General features: G+C 53.1%; 23 protein-coding genes. 6 read left to right on the top strand and 17 right to left on the bottom strand.

Annotated features, from left to right (window positions below):
- Window positions 1–67 precede the first annotated feature (67 nt).
- The 4 genes from pyrC (at window position 68) to bfr (ending at window position 2,790) form a co-directional block, all read left to right on the top strand.
- Window positions 68–1,111: a dihydroorotase gene (pyrC, locus tag GM154_RS20505; RefSeq protein WP_219653233.1), complete on the top strand. Its 1,044-nt coding sequence runs from the start codon at window positions 68–70 to the stop codon at window positions 1,109–1,111.
- A gap of 29 nt (window positions 1,112–1,140) precedes the next feature.
- Complete coding sequence (rnt, locus tag GM154_RS20500) at window positions 1,141–1,788, top strand: ribonuclease T (protein WP_374940332.1); 648 nt, start codon at window positions 1,141–1,143, stop codon at window positions 1,786–1,788.
- A 125-nt stretch (window positions 1,789–1,913) separates the two neighbouring features.
- Window positions 1,914–2,129 (top strand): bacterioferritin-associated ferredoxin, encoded by a 216-nt coding sequence (locus GM154_RS20495; protein ID WP_073450677.1) that lies wholly within the window; start codon window positions 1,914–1,916, stop codon window positions 2,127–2,129.
- A gap of 184 nt (window positions 2,130–2,313) precedes the next feature.
- Entirely contained in the window at window positions 2,314–2,790 is a 477-nt protein-coding gene (bfr, locus tag GM154_RS20490) for a bacterioferritin (protein WP_019365389.1), read from the top strand.
- Between the two features lie 74 nt (window positions 2,791–2,864).
- Here the strand turns inward: bfr and GM154_RS20485 are convergent, their stop codons facing one another.
- Window positions 2,865–3,599: a dienelactone hydrolase family protein gene (locus tag GM154_RS20485; protein WP_150347691.1), complete on the bottom strand. Its 735-nt coding sequence runs from the start codon at window positions 3,597–3,599 to the stop codon at window positions 2,865–2,867.
- Window positions 3,600–3,662: 63 nt separating this feature from the next.
- A complete protein-coding gene (gene htpG, locus GM154_RS20480; protein WP_219653201.1) occupies window positions 3,663–5,561 on the bottom strand; it encodes a molecular chaperone HtpG in 1,899 nt (632 codons plus the stop codon).
- Window positions 5,562–5,838: 277 nt separating this feature from the next.
- Here htpG and GM154_RS20475 point away from each other — a divergent pair, with 277 nt between their 5' ends.
- On the top strand, window positions 5,839–6,123 hold the full coding sequence (locus GM154_RS20475; protein ID WP_010797811.1) for a hypothetical protein: 285 nt from the start codon (window positions 5,839–5,841) through the stop codon (window positions 6,121–6,123).
- Window positions 6,124–6,178: 55 nt separating this feature from the next.
- Here the strand turns inward: GM154_RS20475 and brnQ are convergent, their stop codons facing one another.
- The 10 genes from brnQ to sdhC form a co-directional block, all read right to left on the bottom strand.
- Window positions 6,179–7,498: a branched-chain amino acid transport system II carrier protein gene (brnQ, locus tag GM154_RS20470; protein ID WP_219653200.1), complete on the bottom strand. Its 1,320-nt coding sequence runs from the start codon at window positions 7,496–7,498 to the stop codon at window positions 6,179–6,181.
- 314 nt (window positions 7,499–7,812) lie between these two features.
- A complete protein-coding gene (sucD, locus tag GM154_RS20465) occupies window positions 7,813–8,700 on the bottom strand; it encodes a succinate--CoA ligase subunit alpha (protein ID WP_003087428.1) in 888 nt (295 codons plus the stop codon).
- Window positions 8,700–9,866: an ADP-forming succinate--CoA ligase subunit beta gene (gene sucC, locus GM154_RS20460; protein WP_019365384.1), complete on the bottom strand. Its 1,167-nt coding sequence runs from the start codon at window positions 9,864–9,866 to the stop codon at window positions 8,700–8,702. Before sucC ends, sucD begins: the two co-directional genes overlap by 1 nt.
- 151 nt (window positions 9,867–10,017) lie before the next feature.
- Window positions 10,018–11,454 (bottom strand): dihydrolipoyl dehydrogenase, encoded by a 1,437-nt coding sequence (gene lpdA / locus GM154_RS20455; RefSeq protein ID WP_010797807.1) that lies wholly within the window; start codon window positions 11,452–11,454, stop codon window positions 10,018–10,020.
- A gap of 65 nt (window positions 11,455–11,519) precedes the next feature.
- Window positions 11,520–12,743, bottom strand: a complete 1,224-nt coding sequence (gene odhB, locus GM154_RS20450) for a 2-oxoglutarate dehydrogenase complex dihydrolipoyllysine-residue succinyltransferase (protein ID WP_074827373.1) — start codon at window positions 12,741–12,743, stop codon at window positions 11,520–11,522.
- Between the two features lie 36 nt (window positions 12,744–12,779).
- On the bottom strand, window positions 12,780–15,611 hold the full coding sequence (locus GM154_RS20445) for a 2-oxoglutarate dehydrogenase E1 component (protein ID WP_026003888.1): 2,832 nt from the start codon (window positions 15,609–15,611) through the stop codon (window positions 12,780–12,782).
- 196 nt (window positions 15,612–15,807) lie between these two features.
- Window positions 15,808–16,512: a succinate dehydrogenase iron-sulfur subunit gene (locus GM154_RS20440; RefSeq protein ID WP_010797804.1), complete on the bottom strand. Its 705-nt coding sequence runs from the start codon at window positions 16,510–16,512 to the stop codon at window positions 15,808–15,810.
- 11 nt (window positions 16,513–16,523) lie between these two features.
- Window positions 16,524–18,296: a succinate dehydrogenase flavoprotein subunit gene (sdhA, locus tag GM154_RS20435; protein ID WP_074827374.1), complete on the bottom strand. Its 1,773-nt coding sequence runs from the start codon at window positions 18,294–18,296 to the stop codon at window positions 16,524–16,526.
- A gap of 3 nt (window positions 18,297–18,299) precedes the next feature.
- The gene (sdhD, locus tag GM154_RS20430; RefSeq protein WP_010797802.1) at window positions 18,300–18,668 is read right to left on the bottom strand and encodes a succinate dehydrogenase, hydrophobic membrane anchor protein; all 369 of its coding nucleotides are present in this window, start codon (window positions 18,666–18,668) and stop codon (window positions 18,300–18,302) included.
- Window positions 18,662–19,048, bottom strand: coding sequence for a succinate dehydrogenase, cytochrome b556 subunit (gene sdhC, locus GM154_RS20425; protein WP_010797801.1), 387 nt, complete (start codon window positions 19,046–19,048; stop codon window positions 18,662–18,664). Before sdhC ends, sdhD begins: the two co-directional genes overlap by 7 nt.
- Before the next feature lie 340 nt (window positions 19,049–19,388).
- Between sdhC and gltA the strand changes: the two genes are divergently transcribed.
- Complete coding sequence (gene gltA, locus GM154_RS20420; RefSeq protein ID WP_010797800.1) at window positions 19,389–20,672, top strand: citrate synthase; 1,284 nt, start codon at window positions 19,389–19,391, stop codon at window positions 20,670–20,672.
- A gap of 96 nt (window positions 20,673–20,768) precedes the next feature.
- Here gltA and GM154_RS20415 read toward each other — a convergent pair whose 3' ends face one another.
- The 5 genes from GM154_RS20415 to GM154_RS20395 all read right to left on the bottom strand — a co-directional run bounded on the left by GM154_RS20415 (window position 20,769) and on the right by GM154_RS20395 (window position 24,725).
- Complete coding sequence (locus tag GM154_RS20415; RefSeq protein ID WP_074827376.1) at window positions 20,769–21,824, bottom strand: OmpA family protein; 1,056 nt, start codon at window positions 21,822–21,824, stop codon at window positions 20,769–20,771.
- A 104-nt stretch (window positions 21,825–21,928) separates the two neighbouring features.
- On the bottom strand, window positions 21,929–22,513 hold the full coding sequence (gene sigX / locus GM154_RS20410) for an RNA polymerase sigma factor SigX (RefSeq protein ID WP_019365377.1): 585 nt from the start codon (window positions 22,511–22,513) through the stop codon (window positions 21,929–21,931).
- A 79-nt stretch (window positions 22,514–22,592) separates the two neighbouring features.
- Window positions 22,593–23,417, bottom strand: coding sequence for a mechanosensitive ion channel domain-containing protein (locus tag GM154_RS20405; RefSeq protein WP_019365376.1), 825 nt, complete (start codon window positions 23,415–23,417; stop codon window positions 22,593–22,595).
- 2 nt (window positions 23,418–23,419) lie between these two features.
- Window positions 23,420–23,668: a hypothetical protein gene (locus GM154_RS20400; protein WP_010797796.1), complete on the bottom strand. Its 249-nt coding sequence runs from the start codon at window positions 23,666–23,668 to the stop codon at window positions 23,420–23,422.
- 55 nt (window positions 23,669–23,723) lie between these two features.
- Window positions 23,724–24,725: a zinc transporter ZntB gene (locus tag GM154_RS20395; protein ID WP_125887833.1), complete on the bottom strand. Its 1,002-nt coding sequence runs from the start codon at window positions 24,723–24,725 to the stop codon at window positions 23,724–23,726.
- Window positions 24,726–24,741 lie beyond the last annotated feature (16 nt).

Genomic DNA, 24,741 nt, shown 5'->3' with positions numbered 1-24,741 from the left:
GGGCGGCGTGCCCGAGTCCGCCTTTTCCGGTAGCATTCTCTCCACATTTGTTCGCCTGGAAATCAGCATGTCCGACCGGATAACGCTTCGCCGTCCCGATGACTGGCATATACACCTCCGTGATGGTGCGGCCTTGAGCCAAACCGTAGCCGATGTTGCTCGCACCTTTGCCCGTGCCATCATCATGCCCAACCTGGTACCACCTGTACGCAATGCGGAACAAGCCGCGGCTTATCGCGAACGTATTCTGGCTGCCCGCCCCGCCGCCAACCGCTTCGAACCGCTGATGGTACTGTACCTGACTGACCGCACCACACCAGACGAAATCCGTGCTGCCAAGGCGAGCGGCTTCGTACATGCCGTCAAGCTCTACCCTGCTGGCGCCACAACAAATTCCGACTCAGGGGTCACCTCGCTGGACAATATCTTTCCGGTATTGGAAACGATGGCCGAGGTAGGACTGCCGCTGCTGGTACATGGCGAAGTTACACGCTCAGAAGTCGACATTTTCGACCGTGAAAAGCGCTTTATCGACGAGCAGCTTAGCGTCATCGTTAGACGCTTCCCCGCGCTTCGGGTCGTGCTTGAACACATCACGACAGGCGATGCAGCAAAATTTGTACGTGATGCGTCGGCAAACGTAGCCGCCACCATCACCGCTCATCATCTGCTCTATAATCGTAATCACATGCTGGTTGGCGGCATCCGCCCGCACTTTTTTTGTCTACCTATCCTCAAACGCAACACGCATCAGGAAGCGCTACTGGATGCCGCTGTCAGCGGAAGTCCAAAGTTCTTTCTGGGTACGGACTCAGCACCACACCCCAAACACGCCAAGGAGTCTGCATGCGGCTGCGCTGGCTGCTATACCGCCTATGCAGCACTTGAGCTGTATGCCGAAGCCTTCGAAAGCCGTGACGCGCTGGATAAATTAGAGGGCTTCGCCAGCCTGTTTGGCGCCGACTTTTATGGCCTTCCGCATAATACCGATACCGTAACGCTGGTGCGTGAAGAGTGGAAAGCACCTAGCTCCCTGCCTTTTGGCGATTTTGAAGTTGTGCCGCTGCGTGCCGGAGAAACGTTGCGTTGGCGTCTGGAGACCTCTGCATGAGTGATGATGAAGAACTGTTCGCGGAAGAAATGGAAAACACCGCGCCAATGTCCGACTCGCGTATTCCAATGGCCCGACGCTTTCGTGGCTATCTACCTGTAGTCGTGGACGTAGAAACCGGTGGCTTCAATGCGGCCACCGATGCGCTATTGGAAATAGCCGCTACTGTCATTGGGATGGATGAGAAAGGTTTTCTCTTCCCTGAGCACACCCATTTCTTTCGGGTCGAGCCATTCGAAGGGGCCAATGTAGAACCTGCCGCGCTCGAGTTTACTGGCATCAAGCTTGACCACCCGCTGAGGATGGCCGTCAAGGAAGAACATGCCCTTACGGAGATCTTCCGTGGGGTGCGGAAATCTTTGAAAGCCAACGGTTGCAAGCGAGCCATTTTGGTAGGTCATAACAGTAGCTTTGATCTTGCGTTTCTCAACGCTGCGGTCTTGCGCTGTGGTATCAAACGAAACCCCTTTCACCCCTTCTCAAGCTTTGACACGGCTACATTAGCCGGACTGGCTTATGGGCAAACGGTACTAGCCAAAGCCTGCCAAAGCGCTGGAATCGAGTTTGATAATAGGGAAGCGCACTCTGCCCGTTATGACACGGAAAAAACGGCCGATCTGTTCTGCGGTATCGTCAATCGCTGGCGTGAGCTGGGCGGCTGGATGGACCCTGAATAAACCTTTTGCCGAGCGGCCATCGTGCCGCTCGGCAGGTTAATAACATTCCCTCCTATAACGCTTTGACAATCATTCTCACTACGATTAGTCTGCCGATATCTCTTTTCAGCCATAGACGAATCGCCATGTACGTATGTTTGTGCCGAGGTGTCACCGATAAGCAAATCCGTGAAGCTATCTACGAAGGATGCTGCAGCTATCGGGAAGTAAGGGAATGTACAGGAGTAGGTACTCAATGCGGTAAATGTGCCTGCCTGGCTAAAACGGTTGTCAGAGAAACCCTTGGCGAGCTTCAGGCGGCTCAAAGTCTGGCCTACCCGGTCGGATTATCCCAAGCCTGATAAACAGATTTTTAAGGACCGGGCATTTGGCCCGTTTTTTTATGTCTAAAATCAGTAGGTTATGAATCAGTTGCGAAAGCGTGTTATTCACAGATGTTTTTCATAATCAATTCAATAACTTACGTTTGACAAGCTCTCGCTTCACGCCCAGACTTGTATTACATAATCCTTGGGCGGAGCCGTCATGAAAGGCGACATTAAAGTCATTCAGCATCTCAACAAGATACTTGGAAACGAGCTTGTTGCCATCAATCAGTACTTCCTCCATTCGCGTATGTATAACGACTGGGGCCTGAAAAAACTTGGCCACCATGAATACCATGAGTCAATCGACGAGATGAAGCATGCGGATCGTCTGATTGAGCGAATCCTGTTTCTTGAAGGCCTTCCAAACCTTCAGGATCTTGGCAAGTTGATGATTGGTGAAAATACCAAGGAAATGCTTGAGTGTGACCTTCGCCTGGAAATCGCAGCGGTTGCCGACCTACGAGATGCAATTGTGTACTGTGAAAGTGTTCGAGACTATGTAAGTCGCGACATGCTCAAAGACATCCTAGAGTCTGAAGAGGAGCATATCGATTGGCTCGAAACTCAGTTGGGGCTGATCGACAAGGTAGGGATTGAGAACTACCTACAATCCAATATGCATGACGACGACTAAATCTTACAGGTCATAAAAAGCCCGCCTATTGGCGGGCTTTTCTTAGACCAGGCACTGCTGCGGGTCTTCGCATACTAGCGCGACATGACCTCATCAAACAGATTATGCATAGCCAGAAAGGCGCGTTTGGCAACAACCGGATTGTATTGCTGCTTGCCTGGATTATTGGCTTCCGGATCAGTAAAGGAATGGACAGCGTTACCGTAACTGATAACTTGCCAATCGACATTGGCTGCGGTCATTTCTGCCTCGAAAGCAGAAATCTGTTCGCTAGGCACTAACGGATCAGCAGCCCCGTGCAGCACTAGAACGGGTGCTTTGATATTACGGGCATCTTCAGGATTTGGCGTATCCAGATTGGCATGGAAAGTGACAACAGCAGCCAATTCTGCACCTTCACGCGCCAACTCAAGCGCAGCACAGCCACCAAAGCAAAAGCCAATGGCAGCAATTTGTTTCGTGTCTATTGCAACAGTGCCTGCTTGAGCAACAAGCGCCTGATAAGCAGATTGCAGGCGCTTGCGTAGTAAAGCCCTATCATTACGAATCGGCATCATGGCTGCCAGCGCCTCATCTGCATTAGCAGGACGCACCTTCTGACCATAAAAATCCACGATGAAATAAACCAGCCCATCTTCGCTGGCAAGGCGCTTGGCTAAATCAATAGCACCTTGCGATACGCCCATCCAGTTAGGCGAAAGCAGAACTGCTGGCCGCGTCTGGGGCTGATCAGCATCGTAGACCAGCTGCCCTTCGAACGGCTGTCCATCGATCTCATACTGGATTGCCTTAACCGTCATTTCGGCCATGGGTTACCTCTTCGTCGTTGGGTGTTAAAAGAAAGCCCGCCAGAAGCGGGCTTTATCAGCGCATCAGGCAGAAAGTTCTACCAGAAGCTTATTGAGACGGCGCACGTACGCAGCCGGATCCTTGAGACTATCACCTGCAGCGAGAGCTGCCTGATCGAACAAGACATGAGCTAAATCTACGAAGCGGTCTTCATCCTGCTCCATGTCCAGCTTTTCAATCAAAGGATGCTGTGGATTGATTTCAAAAATCGGCTTGGATTCAGGGGCCTTCTGGCCGCTCGCCTCAAGGATGCGACGCATCTGCAGACCCAGGTCCTGTTCGCCGATTGCCAGAATAGCCGGTGAGTCTGTCAGGCGATGAGACACCCGCACTTCGCTGACCTCGTTATCCAGTGCCTTCTTGATGCGACCAACAAGATCTTCTTTGGCCTTGGCTATTTCTTCCTGAGCCTTCTTGTCCTCTTCGGAATCAAGCTTACCCAAGTCCAGATCGCCACGAGCGACGTCAACGAATGCCTTACCATCGAACTCAGTCAGGTAGCTCATCAGCCACTCATCGATGCGATCCGTTAGCAGAAGGACTTCGATACCCTTCTTACGGAAAACTTCCAAGTGTGGACTGCTCTTCACCTGATTGTAGCTTTCGCCTGTCAGGTAGTAGATCTTGTCTTGTCCTTCCTTCATGCGAGCAATGTAGTCAGCGAGCGCAACGTCCTGTTCACCCGCATCTCCATGAGTCGATGCAAAACGCAGCAAGCCGGCAATCTTCTCACGGTTGGCAAAGTCCTCCGCCGGCCCTTCTTTCAGTACCTGTCCAAAAGCACTCCAGAACTGCTTGTATTGCTCCGGCTCGTTTTTGGCCAGCTTTTCCAACATATCCAGGACCCGCTTGGTCAACGCCGACTTCATGGAGTCGATGACCGGATCCTTCTGAAGAATCTCACGAGAGACGTTAAGCGAGAGATCGTTGGAATCCACCACACCCTTGATGAAGCGCAGGTAAAGGGGCAGGAACTCGTCAGCCTGATCCATAATAAATACACGCTGCACATAAAGCTTCAATCCACGCGGCGCTTCACGCTGGTACAGATCAAAGGGCGCGCGTGCAGGTACATAAAGCAGCGAGGTGTATTCAAGTTTGCCCTCTACCTTATTGTGACTCCAGGTCAGAGGGTTCTCGAAATCATGGGAGACGTGCTTGTAAAACTCCTGGTATTCCTCATCCTTGACTTCAGTACGCGGCCGTGTCCACAACGCGCTGGCCCGATTGACCGTTTCCCACTCCTGCTCTGAGGGTGCGTCCTCTCCGTGATGCTCTTTTGGCAACTCGATCGGCAGTGCAATGTGATCAGAATACTTCTTGATGATATTACGCAGACGCCAGCCGTCAGCGAACTCTTCTTCGCCTGTTTTCAGATGCAGAACGATGCGAGTACCACGCTCAGGTTTTTCGATGGTTTCAACATCGAATTCGCCTTCGCCTTTCGAACTCCAGTGGACCCCTTTCGCAGCAGGCTGTCCAGCACGGCGTGTAAAGACATCCACTTTGTCCGCTACGATAAAGGCACTATAAAAACCGACCCCAAACTGGCCGATCAAGTGGGAGTCCTTGCGCTGGTCGCCCGACAGGTTCTTAAGGAAATCAGCGGTGCCTGATTTGGCAATAGTTCCCAGATGCGTAACGACATCCTCACGGCTCATGCCGATGCCGTTGTCCTCTATCGTGACAGTGCGTGCATCCTTGTCGTAGCTGATACGGATCTTGAGCGCGTCGCCGCCCTCAAGCAGCTCCGGCTTGGCCAGGGCCTCAAAGCGGAGCTTGTCCGCCGCATCGGAGGCGTTGGAAACCAACTCCCGAAGAAAAATTTCCTTGTTGGAATACAGAGAATGAATCATGAGATGAAGCAGCTGCTTCACTTCAGTCTGAAAACCTAATGTTTCTTTCTGAGTCTCCACACTCATGGTTACGAACTCCACAGATGACGGTTGAGCCGCGATAGCGGTGATGGACGCAAAATGGGGGCAAGTCCTTATTTTTCAACCCAAAACGGATTGCAGGTCTCATATCCGGGCCATTTAATCAAATGTCAGGAACTACCTGGCCATGATTGCTGCCAATAGGTCTGGCAGCCGTACCTGTTAGGCTCGCATACCGCCATAGACGCTAAGAAGGTCTACGCGGAACTTCGCTGTATACGTATGCTCGAAGTGCTGCCGTGAATTAAACAAGGAGAAGACCATGCAAAAACCTTTCGCTTACGCCCTGCTGCTTGCTGCAGCCCTTGGCTTAGCTGCCTGTGACAAGCCTTCCGAAGAAAAGGCACAAGACGCACAGCAATCCGAGCAGAAAGCTCAAGAACACATGAATGAAGCAGCCAAGGAAAGCAATCAGGCTGCTCAAGAGCGTACTGAAGCCGCCCAAGAGCAAGCTAAAGAAGCTCAGGATACCGGCACCAATACTTCTCCTCAGGGAAATCCGGATCAGCCTCTGCAAGGCGGTGATCCGAACACCAAGCAGCAGTAAGCTTGTAATAAAAAAGCCCGCAGTAGCGGGCTTTTTTATTACCGGGAAAAAGCTCTTATGAAGCTCGCACGGCCTGTGGCTGGCCTTGCTGTCTATCCCAGAGCGTAGCCAATACACCCACTACAACCGATGGAATGAGCCACGCCAGCCCTTGATCTACCAGCGGAAGCTTGGCCTCCAGCCAGGTAATCCAGCTGGCATCAAAACCTGCCGCCTTTATGCCATCTACAACGCCGAACAGAAACGCAACCAGCATGACAGGGGCTACAACGCGTGAGGATGAATGCCACAGTCTGGAGCAGAAGCTAAGCACAACCAAGACAATGCACGGCGGATAAATGGCCGTCAGCACGGGTACGGATATTTGAATCAGATGAGTCAAACCCAGATTCGAAACGAGTAGAGAAAAAAGTGCCAGTGCAACAACCAGAACTTTGTAAGGCAGATGCAGGGCTTCACTAAAGTATTCTGCACAGGCGCAGGTCAATCCAACCGCAGTGACCAGACAGGCAAGCGAAATCAGACAGGCAAGGAAAATACTGCCAGGTTCACCAAACGTATGCTGTACATAGGCATGAAGCACCTCTGCCCCATTAGTGGCCGCTGGCACCAATGAATGGCTAGTAGAGCCCAGCTGGAACAGGCTGATGTAAACCAGAGCCAACCCAACACCTGCAATCAGTCCGGCAATAACAGCGTAGCGCGTAATCAGTGTTGCTGATTCTATGCCACGCGCCTTGATCGCATTTACAATGACGATGCCAAACACCAGAGCACCCAACGTATCCATGGTCAGATAACCATTAATGAAACCTTGGGAAAACGCCTGTGCCTGATAAGCTTTAACGGACTCGCCCGTCCCGCCGGCAGGCCATAGGAATGCCGCCGCCCCCAGAATGGCAAGCGCCAGGATTTTCAACGGCGCCAGGAAACGGCCCACCGTATCCAACAACCGACCTGGATAAAGCGATACCAGCAATACAACACAGAAATAGACAAGGCTGTAGAGAAACAGCGGTAGCGCCCCACCACCTGTAAGGGGCGCAAGCCCAACCTCGAATGACACAGTTGCAGTACGTGGGGTGGCAAACAGCGGACCGACTGATAAATAGCAGACCGCTGCCAACAGGCCACCGGCTACCCGTCCGATTGGTGAGCTCAGCGCGTTCATGGCGCCGCCTACACGAGCTAAGGCAACCACTGTTAGTACAGGCAAGCCTACCGCTGTAATAAGGAAGCCAATAGCCGCAGCCCAAACGTGTGGACCGGCTTGCAAGCCTACAATCGGAGGGAAAATGATGTTACCCGCGCCTACAAAGAGAGCGAAGGTCATAAAGCCAAGCGCCAGGATATCCTGGCCTTTCAGAGATTTCATTTAAGGGAATACCGGATTCAGACAGATTGATCGCGAAGGGTTCCCGTTGCTTATTAGGAACGACGCCCGCTTGGCTAAAGCGGACCACTAATGGCTACCCTACTCTTTTGGAGACGGTGGCTGTGAAGGGTGCACATCCTAACGAAATCTGCAGACAAAGGCAGCAAAAACGTCTTACACCCCGACTAAACGGGCCGAAATCAGGCCCTCTGTAGCAGTATTGTCGATCGATCAGCGATTTACAGAACTAAAAATTTATCAGCCCTATAAAAACAAAGGCCACCTTAAAGGTGGCCTTTGCATCAAGGTAAGGCTTACGCCTTCTTGACTTCCCAACCAGTCAGCTCGGCCAGGGCCTTGCCGATATCAGCCAGGGAACGTACGGTCTTGACGCCTGCGTCTTGCAGCGCAGCGAACTTCTCGTCAGCAGTACCTTTGCCGCCAGAGATGATTGCGCCCGCATGACCCATACGCTTGCCAGGAGGTGCAGTAACACCGGCAATGTAGGACACAACAGGCTTGGTCACATTGGCCTTGATGAAGGCTGCAGCCTCTTCTTCGGCAGAACCACCGATCTCACCGATCATGACGATCGCTTCGGTCTGGGGATCTTCCTGGAACAGCTTCAGAATATCGATGAAGTTGGAACCCGGAATCGGGTCACCGCCGATACCCACACATGTGGATTGGCCGAAACCTGCGTCAGTGGTTTGCTTGACCGCTTCGTACGTCAGCGTACCGGAACGGGAAACAATGCCGACCTTACCTGGCAAATGAATGTGACCAGGCATGATGCCGATCTTGCATTCGCCGGGTGTGATTACGCCTGGGCAGTTTGGACCAATCAGGCGTACGCCCAACTCATCGCACTTGACCTTGGCATCCAGCATATCCAGCGTAGGAATGCCTTCGGTGATGCAAACGATCAGCTTGATACCACCAAACGCGGCTTCAAGAATGGAGTCCTTACAGAAAGGAGCCGGAACATAGATGACCGAAGCCTCGGCGCCGGTCGCTTCTACTGCTTCCTTAACCGTATTGAATACGGGCAGACCCAGGTGAGTAGTACCACCCTTGCCTGGCGTTACACCGCCAACCATCTTGGTGCCGTAGGCGATAGCTTGCTCGGAGTGGAAAGTACCTTGGCTACCGGTAAAGCCCTGGCAGATAACTTTGGTGTCTTTATTAATCAGGACGCTCATTACTTACCCTCCGCGGCCTTGACGACCTGCTGGGCAGCGTCGGTCAGGCTAGTTGCCGCGATGATGTTCAGACCGCTTTCGGCCAGGACCTTGGCACCCAACTCAGCGTTGTTGCCTTCCAGGCGCACAACGACGGGAACCTTCACGCCGACTTCTTTCACTGCGCCGATGATGCCTTCAGCAATCATGTCGCAACGAACGATACCGCCGAAGATATTAACCAGTACGGCTTTAACATTGCTGTCGGACAGAATGATCTTGAACGCTTCGGTTACGCGCTCTTTGGTCGCGCCACCGCCTACGTCCAGGAAGTTGGCCGGCTTGCCGCCATGCAGGTTAACGATGTCCATGGTACCCATGGCCAGACCTGCACCATTGACCATGCAGCCAATGTTGCCTTCAAGTGCAACGTAGTTCAGTTCCCACTTCTGCGCATGGGCTTCACGAGCATCATCCTGGGATGGATCATGCATTGCACGCAGCTTGGGCTGACGATACATGGCGTTGCTGTCGATATTGATCTTGGCATCCAGGCAGTGAAGGTCGCCATCTTTCTTGATGACCAGCGGGTTCACTTCCAGCAGCGCCAGGTCATAGTCCTGGAACAACTTAGCCAGACCAACAAAAATTTGGGTGAACTGCTTGATCTGGTTACCGGTCAGGCCTAGCTGAAAAGCCAGCTCACGGCCTTGATAAGGCTGAGCACCTACCAGAGGATCAACGGTTGCCTTCAGAATTTTCTCAGGCGTGTCGTGCGCAACTTTTTCGATGTCCACGCCACCTTCGGTGGAGGCCATGAAAACGATACGGCGGCTGGAACGGTCAACGACCGCACCGAGGTACAGTTCCTTGTCGATGTCCGTGCAGGACTCAACCAGGATCTTGCTAACCGGCTGACCATTAGCATCAGTCTGGTAGGTCACCAGATTTTTGCCTAGCCAGTTTTGAGCAAACGCCTTGGCGTCTTCACGGCTCTTGACCAGCTTCACACCGCCGGCTTTACCACGGCCACCCGCATGAACTTGTGCTTTAACGACCCACTCGCTGCCGCCGATTTTGTCGCAGGCTTCCGCCGCTTCTTCCGGGGTGTCTACAGCGAAGCCCTTGGATACAGGCAGGCCGTACTCAGCGAACAGCTGCTTACCCTGATACTCGTGGAGATTCATGCTTATCTACCGTCTTCGTTAGGTATTGCGCATTTTCGGCGCTGCGCTCATTGGCGCCGCGCCACCTGTAACTGCCCTCTGGCAGTCCGGTGAGCGTTCCTGCGGCCCTCCCCTGGAGTAGCGGCGGGCTGCTCACCGTTGGTCTACCGTCTTAACGCTTCTTGCGGTTGGCAATATGAATGGCATGGCCATTCACCGCCAGGGCCGCTTCATGCAGCGCTTCAGACAGTGTTGGGTGCGAGAACACCATCATGCCCAGGTCTTCGGCACTGGTGCCGAATTCCATGGCGATGGCGCCTTGCTGAACCAGATCCGCTGCACTTGGGCCAATAATATGAACACCTAGAACGCGATCGGTCTTGGCGTCGGCAATTACCTTGACCAGGCCAGCCGTATCGTTGGCCGCCATGGCTCGGCCACTTGCAGCAAACGGGAAGGTGCCGACATTCACTTCAACGCCTTCAGCCTTCAAAGCCTGCTCGGTTTTGCCGACCCATGCCATTTCCGGATGGGTATAGATAACCGAAGGAATCAGATCATAGTTCATCTGAGCCTTGTGACCTGCGATACGCTCGGCCACCATGACACCTTCTTCGGAAGCTTTGTGAGCCAGCATCAGGCCGCGTACACAGTCACCGATTGCGTAAACGCCGGGTACGCTGGTAGCGCAATAGTCATCAACATAGATGTATCCGCGCTCATCGCTCTCCACGCCGCAATCAGAAGCCAGCAGATCGGTCGTCACGGGACGACGGCCTACGGCTACGATCAGCTTGTCGAACGTCTGCTTCTGCTCACCGGTAGAGTCGGTAAAGGTCACGGTCACTTCGTTTCCGTTGACTTCCGAACCGGTTACACGTGTACCCAGACGAACGTTCAGACCTTGCTTGGTTAGAATCTTCAGGCCTTCCTTCGCAATCTGCTCATCGGCAGCCGGCAGGAATTTGTCCAGCGCTTCCAGAACAGTTACTTCGGCACCCAGACGAGCCCATACCGAGCCCAGTTCCAGACCAATAACGCCTGCACCAATAACGCCCAGACGCTTCGGAACTTCAGTGAAGTCAAGAGCACCCGTGGAGTCAACAACAATGCCTTCAACAAGCGGAGCCGGCGGAATTTCGATCGGACGCGAGCCCGAAGCCAGGATGACATTTGTCGCTTCGACAACTTGAGTCTGACCGTCCAGACCTGTCACTTCAACCTGCTTGTTGGCTAGCAGCTTGCCATGTCCTTCCAACAGCGTTACACCGTTGGCCTTGAATAGCGTGCCGATACCACCTGTCAGGTTCTTAACGATCTGATCCTTACGACCGATCATGGCAGGTACATCGATAGTCACGTTGGGTGCATCGATGCCGTGAACCTTGAAGCCTTCATGCGCTTCATGAAACTTGTAAGAGCTATCCAGCAGCGCCTTGGAAGGAATGCAACCTACGTTCAAGCAGGTACCACCCAGGGAGACCTTGCCTTCCTTACCCTTGTATCGCTCGATACAGGCAGTTTTCAGGCCGAGCTGCGCAGCACGGATGGCAGCCACATAGCCGCCAGGGCCGGCACCGATCACGACTACGTCGAATTTTTCGCTCATAAGTTTCATCCTATTTCGATAAACCGGACGGCTTCTTACGAAGCCGTCTCTATATATGGACCAGATTAGATATCCAGCAGCAGACGGGCCGGGTCTTCCAGCAGATCCTTCATGGTGACCAGGAAGGTTACGGCTTCCTTACCGTCGATCAGACGGTGATCATAGGACAGAGCAAGGTACATCATCGGCAGAATGACAACCTGACCATTTACTGCCATAGGCCGTTCCTGGATCTTGTGCATGCCAAGGATGGCAGTCTGCGGCGGGTTAACGATCGGAGTGGATAGCAACGAGCCAAAAACACCACCGTTGGAGATGGTAAAAGTACCGCCCTGCATGTCTTCCATGGTCAACTTGCCGGCTTTCGCCTTCTTGCCGAAATCAGCAATGGTACCCTCGACTTCAGCCAGGCTCATGAGCTCGGCATTGCGCAGCACCGGAACAACCAGGCCACGATCACTGGAAACTGCAACACCAATGTCCTGATAACCGTGGTAAACGATGTCGCTACCATCGATAGAGGCGTTGACGCCTGGCTGACGCTTGAGAGCCTCGGTCGCCGCCTTAACAAAGAAAGACATGAAGCCAAGGCGTACGCCATTGTGCTTCTTCTCAAACATGTCCTTGTACTTGGCGCGTAGCTCCATGATCGGCTTCATGTTGACTTCATTGAATGTAGTCAACATGGCCATGCTTGACTGAGCCTCGACCAGACGCTCGGCGACCTTGGCACGCAGACGTGTCATCGGTACACGCTTCTCGACGCGATCGCCTGCAGCAAAGGTCTGTGCCGGCGCAGCCGCTGCAGCCGGCTTGGCTGCCGGAGCGGAAGGCGCAGCTTTCTTGGCTTCGATAGCGGCTACAACGTCTTCCTTGGTTACGCGACCGCCTTTTCCGGTGCCCTTGATGCTGGCTGGATCCAGACCATTTTCTTCTGCCAGCTTACGAGCGGCTGGCGCCAGAATCGGATCCTCTTCATCCTGAGCTGCAGCAGCAGGCGCAGCAGATGACGCTACGGCCGGAGCACTAGCGGCTGGCGCAGCAGCTGCAGCACCCTCCTCCACGCGTGCAATGACTTCTTCGCTCAGCACGGTGTCGCCTTCGTTTTTCAAGACTTCGGCCAACACACCGTCAGCGGGAGCCACAACTTCCAGGACAACCTTGTCAGTTTCGATATCGACCAGCAGTTCGTCCCGCTTTACGGCTTCACCAGGCTTCTTGTGCCAAGTAGCGACGGTGCCATCTGCAACCGACTCTGGAAATGTTGGGGCTTTGATCTCGATAGCCATTCTATTGGATTCCTTAATTCGTTTTATGCGCGCGCGTTAACCATTAAAAGCATCGTTCAGCAGTTTTTCCTGCTGCTCGGCATGCATCGAAGCGTAACCAACTGCCGGCGCAGCGGAGGCATCACGTCCTGCGTACTTAAGGCCAATCTCAGGCTTGAGCGCTGAAATGACGCGACGCATATGATGCTGACTGCAATACCAGGCACCCTGGTTCATAGGCTCTTCCTGACACCAAACAATATCCGTCAGATTGCTGTAGGCAGACATGACTTCTGTCAGGTCATCCTCAGGGAACGGATAAAGCTGTTCGATGCGTACGATCGCTGTATCTTCACGACCTTCGGTACGGCGCTTCTCAAGCAGGTCGTAATAGACCTTGCCGCTACACATGACCAGACGGGTTACCTTTTGCGGATCGATCGCATCGATTTCCGGTATAACAGTCTGGAACGAGCCTTCAGCCAAATCTTCCAGTGTGGAAATGGCAAGCTTGTGACGCAGAAGCGACTTGGGTGTTAGAACCACAAGTGGCTTACGCAGCGGACGAATAACCTGGCGACGCAACAGATGGTAGATCTGAGCGGGCGTGGTCGGTACGCATACCTGGATGTTCTGCTCGGCACACAGTTGCAGGTAGCGCTCCAGACGAGCAGAGGAATGCTCGGGGCCCTGTCCTTCATAACCATGAGGCAGCAGCATGGTCAGGCCACACAAGCGGCCCCACTTGATTTCGCCACTGGTAATAAACTGATCGATGACAACCTGCGCGCCGTTGGCGAAATCACCAAACTGCGCTTCCCAGATCACAAGAGCATTTGGTGTCGTCGTGGCATAGCCGTACTCAAACGCCAGTACAGCTTCCTCGGACAGCAAGGAATCGTAGATCTCGAAACTTGGCTGATCTTCGCTCAGATGTTGCAGCGGAACATAAGGCACACCATCCTTCTGGTTATGAAGCACAGCATGGCGATGCGAGAACGTACCACGGCCAACATCCTGACCAGTAATACGAACCGGATGGCCCTCATGCAGCAACGTGGCATAGGCCATGGTTTCCGCGTAGCCCCAGTTGATCGGGAGTCCACCAGCACTCATCTTCTGGCGATCTTCGAGGATTTTGCCAACCTGACGCTGTACAACCAGGCCTTCCGGCAGCTGCAGCAACTTGTTGGATAGTTCCTGCAAAGTCTTCAGGTCAAATCGAGTGTCGTGACGTGCGGTCCAGGCATGTCCCAGGTAGGGGCGCCAGTCAACGAACAGGCCTTTGTTCGGCTCCTTGACCAGGCTCGCCACCACATGGCGACCTTCATCCAAGGCACTACGATAGTTTTCGAACTGAGCCTGTACCTGCTCGGCGCTCATCACACCGGCCTGTACCAATGCATCCGCATAAAGGTCACGTGTGGTGCGCTGCTTGGTGATTTGCTGATACATCAGCGGCTGAGTACCACTGGGTTCGTCAGCTTCGTTATGGCCACGACGACGATAGCAAACGAGGTCAATGACTACGTCACGCTTGAAATGCATGCGGTAGTCGACCGCCAGCTGTGTCACGAAGAGAACCGCTTCCGGATCATCACCATTCACGTGGAAGATAGGCGCCTGCACCATTTTGGCAACATCAGTTGCATACTCGGTGGAACGGGCATCTTCCTGGCGGTTTGTGGTAAAGCCGACCTGGTTGTTGATTATGATATGCAGCGTGCCACCGGTTTTGTAAGCCCGGGTCTGGGACATCTGCAGGGTTTCCATCACTACACCCTGCCCTGCAAAGGCCGCATCACCATGAATGGAAATCGGAACGACCTTGTCGCCGGATTTGTCGCTACGACGATCCTGACGTGCGCGTACCGATCCTTCCACCACTGGAGAAACGATTTCCAAGTGTGACGGGTTAAAGGCGAGCGCCAGGTGAACTTCTCCACCTTCAGTCATTACGTTGGAAGAGAAACCCTGGTGGTACTTCACATCACCGGAGCCCAGCTCAACGATTTTCTTGCCTTCGAACTCATCGAAAAGATCGCGAGGATTCTTGCCTAGCGTGTTAACCAGTACGTTCAAGCGGCCACGGTGGGCCATACCGATTACGATCTCTTGGGCGCCATAGGAGCCGGAGCGCTGGATGATTTCGTCGATCAGCGGAATGAGGCTTTCTCCACCCTCCAGGCCAAAGCGCTTGGTGCCTGGATACTTGGTACCCAGATACTTTTCCAAACCCTCTGCGGCCGTTAGGCGTTCGAGCAGATGTGTCTTGGCTTCGGCGGAATACTGAGGACGCCCACGGACACTTTCCAGACGCTGCAGGAACCAGCGGCGCTCCTCGGAATCGACAATATGCATGAACTCCGCACCGACAGTGCGGCAATATGTCTCTTGCAGAGCATCCCGTATTTCCCGCAGAGTTGCCTCTTCTTTGCCGAAGTACAACTCGCCGGTGCGGAAGGTCGTATCGAGATCTGCGTCAGTCAATCCATAGTGATTGAGTGACAGGTCGGCAGGCGCTTGACGCTGCCACAACCCCAGCGGATCCAGACTCGCAGCCTGATGGCCGCGCATACGATAAGCCTGAATAAGGCGCAGAACTTCGACCTGCTTCTTCTCATGCTCACTGCTAACTGTACCTGCTGAGACAGGCTGGGCACGGCGTTGATTTTTTGCCAGGAGAACGAAGTGATCACGGATCGCTGAGTGCGATACGTCAGGGGAGAAATTTCCATCTGCAGGAAGCTTCTGGAAATAAGAGCGCCATTCCTCAGGAACGGCATTGGGATCGTGCAGATAGAGCTCATAGAGCTCTTCGACATAGGAGGCATTCCCACCTGATAGGTGAGCGCTTTCCCACATCCGCTGCATAACGCTTTCGTGCATTTAAGTCACCCCTCGGTCAGGGACAACACCATCGAGTCATACTGCGCGCCAGAAAGCTATACAGCATTCATTGATGTCCGGGCACCAGCCCGGTTGCCCCTAATATGTATTCAATCAACCGGCAGAGCCTACGCCTTGCAGGTCGCTTTAGAGCACCGACAAAGGATTCTGTTCCTTTGTCGGTGCAAATCGCTAATTAAGTACCGCTCTGAAGCAGCATGCTACGCACATGACCAATTGCTTTCGTTGGGTTCAACCCCTTCGGACATACCGTCACGCAGTTCATGATCGAACGGCAACGGAAGACACTGAAGGGATCGTCCATGGCAGCAAGACGCTCCTGAGTATGCGTATCACGGCTGTCAGCCAGGAAACGATAGGCTTGCAGCAGCGCAGCAGGGCCCAGGAACTTGTCAGGGTTCCACCAGAACGACGGGCAAGACGTAGAGCAGCAGGCGCACAGGATGCACTCGTACAAGCCATCAAGCTTTTCGCGCTCTTCAGGTGTTTGCAGCCGCTCGATAGCTGGCGCAGGCGTCTCGTTTTGCAGATAGGGCTGCACCTTCTCGTACTGCTTATAGAAGATGCTCATATCGACCACGAGGTCACGGATGACAGGCAGACCCGGTAAAGGACGAACAACCAGCTTGTTACCTTTTACAACGCTTGAAAGCGGTGTAATACATGCCAAGCCATTCTGGCCATTGATGTTCATACCATCGGAGCCGCAAACACCCTCGCGGCAAGAGCGACGGTAAGAGAACGTAACATCCTGTTCTTTGATCAAGGCCAGGATGTCAAGAACCATCAGATCCTTACCACCGGTCTCGATCTGAAATTCCTGCATGAAAGGAAGTTCATCCTTTTCAGGGTTGTAGCGGTAAACACTGACTTGCAACATAACGGCAAACCTCAGTATGTACGAACTTTAGGTTCGAACGTAGGAACTGTCTTCGGAGAGAAATTGACAGCGCGCTTGGTAACACGCTTGTCTTCTGGGAAGTACAAGGTATGGCAGAGCCAGTTCTCGTCGTCCCGCTCTTCAAAATCTTCGCGAGCATGCGCTCCACGACTTTCCTTGCGGGTTTCCGCTGCAATAGCAGTGGCTTCAGCAACTTCCAAAAGGTTCTGTAGCTCGAGTGCCTCGATACGGGCCGTGTTGAATGCCTGGCTCTTGTCTGCAATCTTCACGTTGGCGATTCGCTCGCGCAGCTCGGAAAGCTGTGCGATACCCTTCTGCATGTACTCGCCCGTACGGAATACACCGAAGTAGTTCTGCATGCAGCTCTGAAGCTCTTTGCGCAGAGGCGCTACGTCTTCTCCAGTGCTGCGTTCGTTGACACCAGAAATGCGAGCCAGGGAGTGCTCGATATCACTGGCGCTGGCGTCGCGATGCTCAACACCTTCCTTCAATGCTTTTTCCAAATGCAGACCCGCTGCGCGACCAAAGACAACAAGGTCAAGCAGAGAGTTGCCACCCAGACGGTTTGCACCATGAACCGACACACAGGCCACCTCGCCCACGGCGAAAAGCCCTTCAATGATCTTATCATTGCCGTCGGTATCCTGAGTGATCGCTTGCCCATGAATATTGGTAGCGATACCACCCATCATGTAATGGCAGGTCGGAATAACAGGAATAGGTGCCTTGACCGGATCAACATGCGCGAATGTTTTGGACAACTCGCAAATGCCTGGCAAACGGCCGTGAAGCACTTCTTCACCCAGGTGATCCAGCTTCAACAATACATGATCGGCGTCTGGGCCACAGCCATTGCCTGCAATGATCTCCTTGATCATGGACCTAGCAACAACGTCTCGTCCAGCCAGGTCTTTGGCATTAGGCGCATAACGCTCCATGAAGCGCTCGCCATGCTTGTTGATGAGGTAACCACCCTCACCACGGCAACCTTCGGTTACCAGGACGCCCGCACCGGCAATACCGGTTGGGTGGAATTGCCACATTTCAATGTCTTGAACAGGCACACCTGCACGCAATGCCATACCGATACCATCGCCGGTATTGATCAGCGCGTTGGTAGTAGAAGCGTAAATACGTCCAGCACCGCCGGTGGCCAGAACAGTGGCTTTCGAACGAATGTAAACGGTCTCACCCGTTTCGATGCAAACTGCAATGATCCCAACGATGGATCCATCCTGGTTTTTTACCAGATCGACTGCATACCACTCATTCAAGAAGACTGTATTGTTCTTCAGATTGTTTTGATAAAGGGTATGCAACAGCGCATGACCGGTACGGTCAGCCGCAGCACACGTACGCGCCGCCTGGCCGCCCTTACCATAGTCCTTGGACTGCCCACCGAATGGGCGCTGATAGATACGGCCTGTTTCAGTACGGGAGAACGGGAGGCCCATGTGTTCCAGTTCGAAAACCGCTTCGGGACCCACAGAGCACATGTACTCGATGGCATCCTGGTCGCCAATGTAGTCCGACCCCTTTACAGTGTCGTACATATGCCAGCGCCAATCGTCATTCGGGTCAGCCGATGCGATGGCACAGGTAATACCGCCCTGAGCGGATACGGTATGGGAACGAGTAGGGAAAACCTTAGTAACAACAGCTGTCTTGTGACCTGACTGGGCCAACTGCAGCGCTGCACGCATGCCTGCGCCGCCGCCACCTACGATAATGGCGTCAAAAGAAAGAGTACGAATACTGGACATGACTCACACACCCCAAAGAATCTGTACGCCCCACACAAAGAAGGCGAACATGGCAACACCACACACAGCCTGGAACAGGAAACGCACTGTCGTGGCGCCCTTACCCAAGGCCATAGGGGTCAGATAATCGGTAGAGATGGTCCACATGCCTACCCAGGCATGAACCCCAACCGAAACCAAGGCGAGCAAGCTGAAGATGCGCATCCAGCCGTTGCTATACAGCCCATGCCATTGCTCAAACGACATATCGGGGTGAAGCACGACATATCCAAGTAAGAAAAGCGTATAAATCGCAAGAATTACTGCGGATACGCGCTGAGCCATCCAGTCATAGAGACCTGAGCGCGAGAAGTTAGTGACGCTAGTTACCATATCCAGACCCCCACCAGAACGATCAGCACCGCAGATACAATCAATACGATCTGAGAGCCCAATTTGCCGCCTTGCAATGTTTCACCGGCACCCATGTCCATAATCAAATGGCGCACGCCTGCTACTAGGTGGTACAGCAATGCGGACAACACGGCCCAGATCACGAGCTTGACCAACGGATACGCCAGGAACGCTTTCACACGAGCAAATCCATCCTCAGAACTCAGCGACAAGTCGAGCCCATAAAGCAGCGCAGCAAGGCCGATGAAGAGGATAACGCCGGAAATTCGGTGAAGGATCGAGGTGTAAGCTGTGATAGGGAGTTTTATGGTCCTGAGGTCTAGATTTACAGGTCGTTTACTATTCACGGCTTCTTTCACACTGAGAGCCCAAAGTTGCCGGGCTAGTTATTGGGAATTGCTTTAATAGACATCCATTACTGGATTGACAACCGCGCTGGAGAGGCACACAGCCTGAGGCGGTCGGCCATGAAGTATAGACAGTTAGGCTGCTCATGACAACGCACCAATTCCATACAAATAGACTAATGTCGCTGCCCTAAACGGCGCTCAATAGTGTAAGTTATGAGCACGTTTGAAACCTAAGTAATAATTGGCGCAATATGTTCGTAAATTGACTTTCAAATGATTGCCTCTATAGTGGCCCTGGCCCTGCGTGGGGGTTGTATAAATGATTTCAAGCATAAATAAGGAGGCCTTAATGGCTGACAAGAAAGCGCAGCTAATCATTGAGGGCGCAGACCCGGTACAGCTGCCCGTAATGTCTGGAACCCTCGGACCTGATGTGGTCGATGTTCGTAATCTTACGAACGCTGGCGTTTTCACGTTCGATCCAGGCTTTATGTCGACGGCCTCCTGTGAATCGAAAATCACCTACATCGATGGTGACAATGGGATCCTCTTGCACCGCGGCTATCCCATCGAACAACTGGCAGAAAAGTCCGATTACCTTGAGACTTGTTACCTTTTACTAAAAGGTGAATTGCCTAACGAAGAACAAAAGCAGAACTTTGTAAGCATCATCAAGAACCACACCATGGTTCATGAACAGCTCAAGACGTTCTTCAATGGCTTTCGTCGTGACGCTCACCCAATGGCCATCATGTGTGGCGTAGTGGGCGCACTTTCCGCCTTCTATCATGACTCCCTGGATATCCAGGACCCGCATCATCGTGAAATTTCGGCCATGCGCCTGATTGCCAAGATGCCAACCCTGGCCGCCATGGTTTACAAGTACTCCATGGGCCAGCCAATGATGTATCCCGATAATCGCCTGGGATACGCAGAAAACTTCCTTCATATGATGTTCAATACACCTTGCGAAATTAAGCCGGTCAGCCCGGTTCTCGCAAAGGCAATGGACAAAATCTTTATTCTGCATGCCGACCACGAGCAAAACGCTTCCACCTCGACAGTTCGGCTGGCAGGCTCCTCGGGTGCAAACCCATTCGCCTGCATCGCAGCCGGTATTGCAGCGCTTTGGGGCCCCGCTCACGGCGGAGCAAACGAAGCAGTATTGCGAATGCTGGATGAGATTGGCGATGTCAGCAATATTGATAAGTTTGTCGCCAAGGCCAAGGATAAAAACGATCCATTCAAGCTAATGGGCTTTGGCCATCGCGTTTACAAGAACTTTGACCCTCGCGCCAAAGTTATGAAACAGACATGCGATGAAGTTCTTGCTGAACTTGGCATTAATGATCCTCAGCTTGAACTTGCCATGCAATTGGAAGAACTTGCGCGCAAAGATCCTTACTTCATTGAAAGAAATCTTTACCCCAACGTCGACTTCTATTCAGGAATTATCCTAAAAGCAATCGGCATACCCACCAGTATGTTTACTGTGATCTTCGCCCTGGCCAGAACAGTAGGCTGGATCTCTCACTGGCAAGAAATGCTTTCCGGCCCCTATAAGATTGGTCGTCCTCGTCAACTTTATACCGGCCCAACCAAGCGCGATATTAATCCGATTAATAATCGTTAATAAAAAGCCCCGACAGGGGCTTTTTTATTGCCTTAATAAGCCCAAATTAAAAAGCCCGCATCTTACGATGCGGGCTTTTTACTAGACAGTAACTAATTACTGCTTAGCTTGAGCTTCAACTTCAGCTTCTACGCGACGGTTAACGGCACGGCCAGCTTCAGTGGAGTTGTCAGCTACAGGACGGCTCTCGCCGTAACCTACAGCATTTACACGATTGCCAGAAACACCATACTGGTTAACCAGAACGTTACGAACTGCGTTTGCGCGACGCTCAGACAGACGCTGGTTGTAAGCATCAGTACCAACAGAGTCAGTGTGACCTTCTACAGTAGTAGAAGTCTGCGGATACTGCTGCATGAAGTCAGCCAGGTTCTTGATATCGCCATAGCTCTCAGGCTTCACAACAGCCTTGTCAAAGTCGAACTTCACGTCCAGCTCAACGCGAACAACTTCTGCAACAGCCGGGCAACCGTTGGCATCAACAGTTACGTTAGCCGGAGTGTTCGGGCACTGATCGACGTTATCGCAAACGCCATCGTTGTCAGAATCGGTGCACACATCAGCAACCGGCTCCGGTGCTGGTGCAGCTTCCTGACGACGGGAAGAACCACCGAAGTTCACACCCACACCTACGACAGCAGACCATTCACCCTGGTCATCATCGATGTTGTAGTTGCCTTCCAGGCCACCACGAGCGTACAGGTTCTCGGTGAAGTAGTACTTCAGGCCCGCACCTACGTTTGCGAACGTAGTGTGGTTGCGGCCGTGATGGTCAGCATGCGCATCAGTCAGGGACTGGTGAGCGAAACCGCCAGAAACGTAAGGACGCAGACCTACACCAGGAGTACCCCAGTGGTAGTAGGCATCAAGGGCAGCCAGGCTACCGTGAATCTTTTTGTGACCTTCATCGTGGTCGCCACGTACGTCGTGGTACTCACCATAGGACAGCGCCAGCTCGACGTCGTCAGTCAGGAAGTAACCCACCGAACCGCCATACAGGTTGGCATTGCTCATGTCACGCTGGCTGTCGGTGAAGTAGCGCTTGCCAAACAGCTCGCCCTCTACTGCGCCTTGACCCTGAGCCATGGCGCTCAGAGAAGAAGCGGCGACCAGGGAGCCAATGACGACGCCTAAGGTGCTCTTCAATTTCATCCTATGTATCCCCATCTTAATGATATTAGTGTTCCGGCAATCTCCGGAGGCTTTGACAACAAGTTATTCAGAAGTTCATAAAAAACAGTGGACTATGGTGTTACCTAGCCCTCAACTTCTGCTGCGAACTTGTCACGCAGCTTATCCAGTGCCCGCTTATAACGCATCTTGGTCGCACTGAGCCCCATGTGCATGATGTCTGCAATTTCCTGGAACTCGAGCTCCGCCACAAAGCGTAACACCAGAATTTCTCGATCAATCTGATTCACATGGGCTAGCCAGCGATCCAGACCACCCCGCTCTTCCAACTTTGGCGCCTTTTCATCCGAAGCTTCTTCGATCGGCTCCAGACTCAAAGCATCTACCAGACGACGCTTACGACGCTCCTTCCGGTATTGGGTAATGCACTCGTTGTACGTAATGCTATAGAGCCAGGTCTTAAACTTTGACTTGCCCTCAAAGTTCTTAAGTCCATACAGCACCTTCAGCATGACCTCCTGACAGACATCATCTGCATCTCGGTCGTTCCCCAGATAGCGTGCGCATACATTGAACAGCGTACGTTGATACCGCCGCATCAGTTCTTCGTAGGCACGCGTCACATGGAACAACTCGGTATGTGCGCGCTGCACCAGCTCCTCATCAGTGAGCTGGCGGGGGTCATAGGCTGTAGACAAGGTTTCGTTCAAAGCGGACGGTGCCGGACTGCCGTTCAGTGGGCGGCATGATATCCGTCTCACAGCTCGCTGTCGGCAACTTTTTCACTTGTTAGCGAGCCTTTACACGCTGATCAAGAAGGCGCTTGTTTGAAACCGATATCAATTCATCGTCCGCGGTAAGCAGCAACGTTTTCACCGTACCGATCTCTTCGATAACGCCTTCAACCTCATCGATTTGTACGACTTGCCCGACCTCGAAAATTTCTCGCACATAGATTCCAGCCAGGATCTGAGCGACCAGGTCGCGACTGCCCAACCCCAACGCCAGTGCGGCTGCCAGACCAAGTGATGCCAACACGATTGCAATAACGGTATTGAGTAGCTCAGTCTTTATTTCAAGCTGCCCGATGGCTACAGAAATGCTGATGATAATGACCAGCGCCTGGGCAACGCGCCCAAGGCCTGCGGAATAATCCAGCCCAACACCTTCAGCCGCGCCATGCACGATTCCATTGACCAGCTGCGCCAGCAGCACGCCTATGACTAGAACCAGAGCAGCGCCAAACACTTTGGGCAAGTACAAGGCCATGACATCAAGCGTAGACGAAACGCGCTGCAGGCCAAGCGACTCTGCAGCCGATACCAGAAAAACCAGCAGAATGAACCAGTAGACGATGCGACCGATCAATGTACTGACAGGAATCTTGATCCCAACCCGGGCCAACATCTTGGTAAGACCAGTCCCGGTCATCAATCTGTCCAGGCCTAGCTTGGCCAAGAGCTTGGAAAGAAGATGATCAAGCAGCTTCGCAAAAAAGAATCCGAGAATAACAACCAGCAAAGCACCCAGAAGATTGGGAATGAAGCCTGCCACCTTGCTCCATAGGGTTGTCATCGCGGACAGGAGGCTTTGCGTCCAGATATCAAATTCCATGATTACTCGGCTTGTTTGTTAGAAGAACGGGAGCTACGAGAAGAGCCACGTACAGGCTTGACGTGCCCCGAGCCATTATTGATAGCCATGAGGACGGCGGATCCCCAACGCCCCATCAGCCCGAACAGATCACCTGCACCCACCTGCCGATTGGCAGTCTTCAGGACGCGATCCAGTCTGTCGTAATCCGTCGGAGCCTCGGCTCCCGACTTGAGCATATCTTTTAATGATTCTTCGAAAGGATCTGGCATAGCGCACCCCTCGCCACTTTCATGCTAGACGGTCGTCCAAAACAGCAAGTCACACTTACAACCACCGCAACCGCCTGAAGAGCCACCACTGAAAGACAGCAATAAGCAGGATGGCACCGCATGCCACAACAAAGCCCATCGAGAATGTCGACCCGGGAATGCCGCCCACATTCATACCAAGCAGACCCGTCACAAAGCTCATGGGCAGGAAGAATCCGGTAATGATGGCAAGCAGATACATGGTCCGATTGGTCCGCTCAGCCACACTGCGCTGCTCGACCTCCTGCAAGAAGCTGACTCGCTCTCGCATAAGCTCAAGCTCCTCCAGATTCCGCGTCAGGCTATTATGAAGCTCACTCCAGTACTCGGCCTCTCCTCCGGCTACCAGCCAGGCTGGTTTCTGGCGCGACAGATCGAAGTAAATGTCGCGCTGAGGAGCCAGATAACGCTTGAGGCTAGCGACGCGCTTGCGCAGACCCAGGATCAGGCTGTGCTCGGGCAGGTTTGTTTCATCTTCTTCTACCCGTTCCTCCATTTCATCGAGCTGTTCAGCAAGCTCAACGACCAGCGTATCGACCCGGCTTGTCATGTAAGTAGCCAGTTGAAGGATAAGCGACCGCGTGTTTTCAGCCCCTATTCCCTCCTCGAGATCCTCTTGGATTTCAGCTGCCGCCTTGAGGGGACGCAAGCGAAGAGAAATAACGCGCTGGGCATCCACATAAACACGCAGCGATACCATATCCTCGGGAACAGCGTTGGGGTTCAGGTTCACGCCGCGTAGAAACAGGAGAAGGCTCTCGCCGATCAAGGGAACGATACGAGGACGGGTGGCCTCTTCCAGAAGAAGATCACAGGCAAACTCATTGAGTCCGCTGGACTGACGAAGCCACTGCTGGGCCTCAGGTACACTTCGGTCCCAATGCAACCACAGGGTTTCGTCGGGCTGCAGGTCAAGAATATCGAGCTCGTTGCGCTGAATCCGGCGGGCACCACCTCGTCCATTCAATACATAGCCATATACGAGGCCGCGTTCGTTACCGCTTTCGTAATCCTGCATTCCAGATTCTCGTTAC

It is taken from the genome of Pseudomonas sp. MAG002Y (assembly GCF_019400845.1).
GTDB classification, from domain to species: Bacteria; Pseudomonadota; Gammaproteobacteria; order Pseudomonadales; family Pseudomonadaceae; genus Chryseomonas; species Chryseomonas luteola.
The sequence above is the reverse complement of the archived record's forward strand: the minus strand, read 5'-3'. Positions and strand labels throughout refer to the sequence as shown.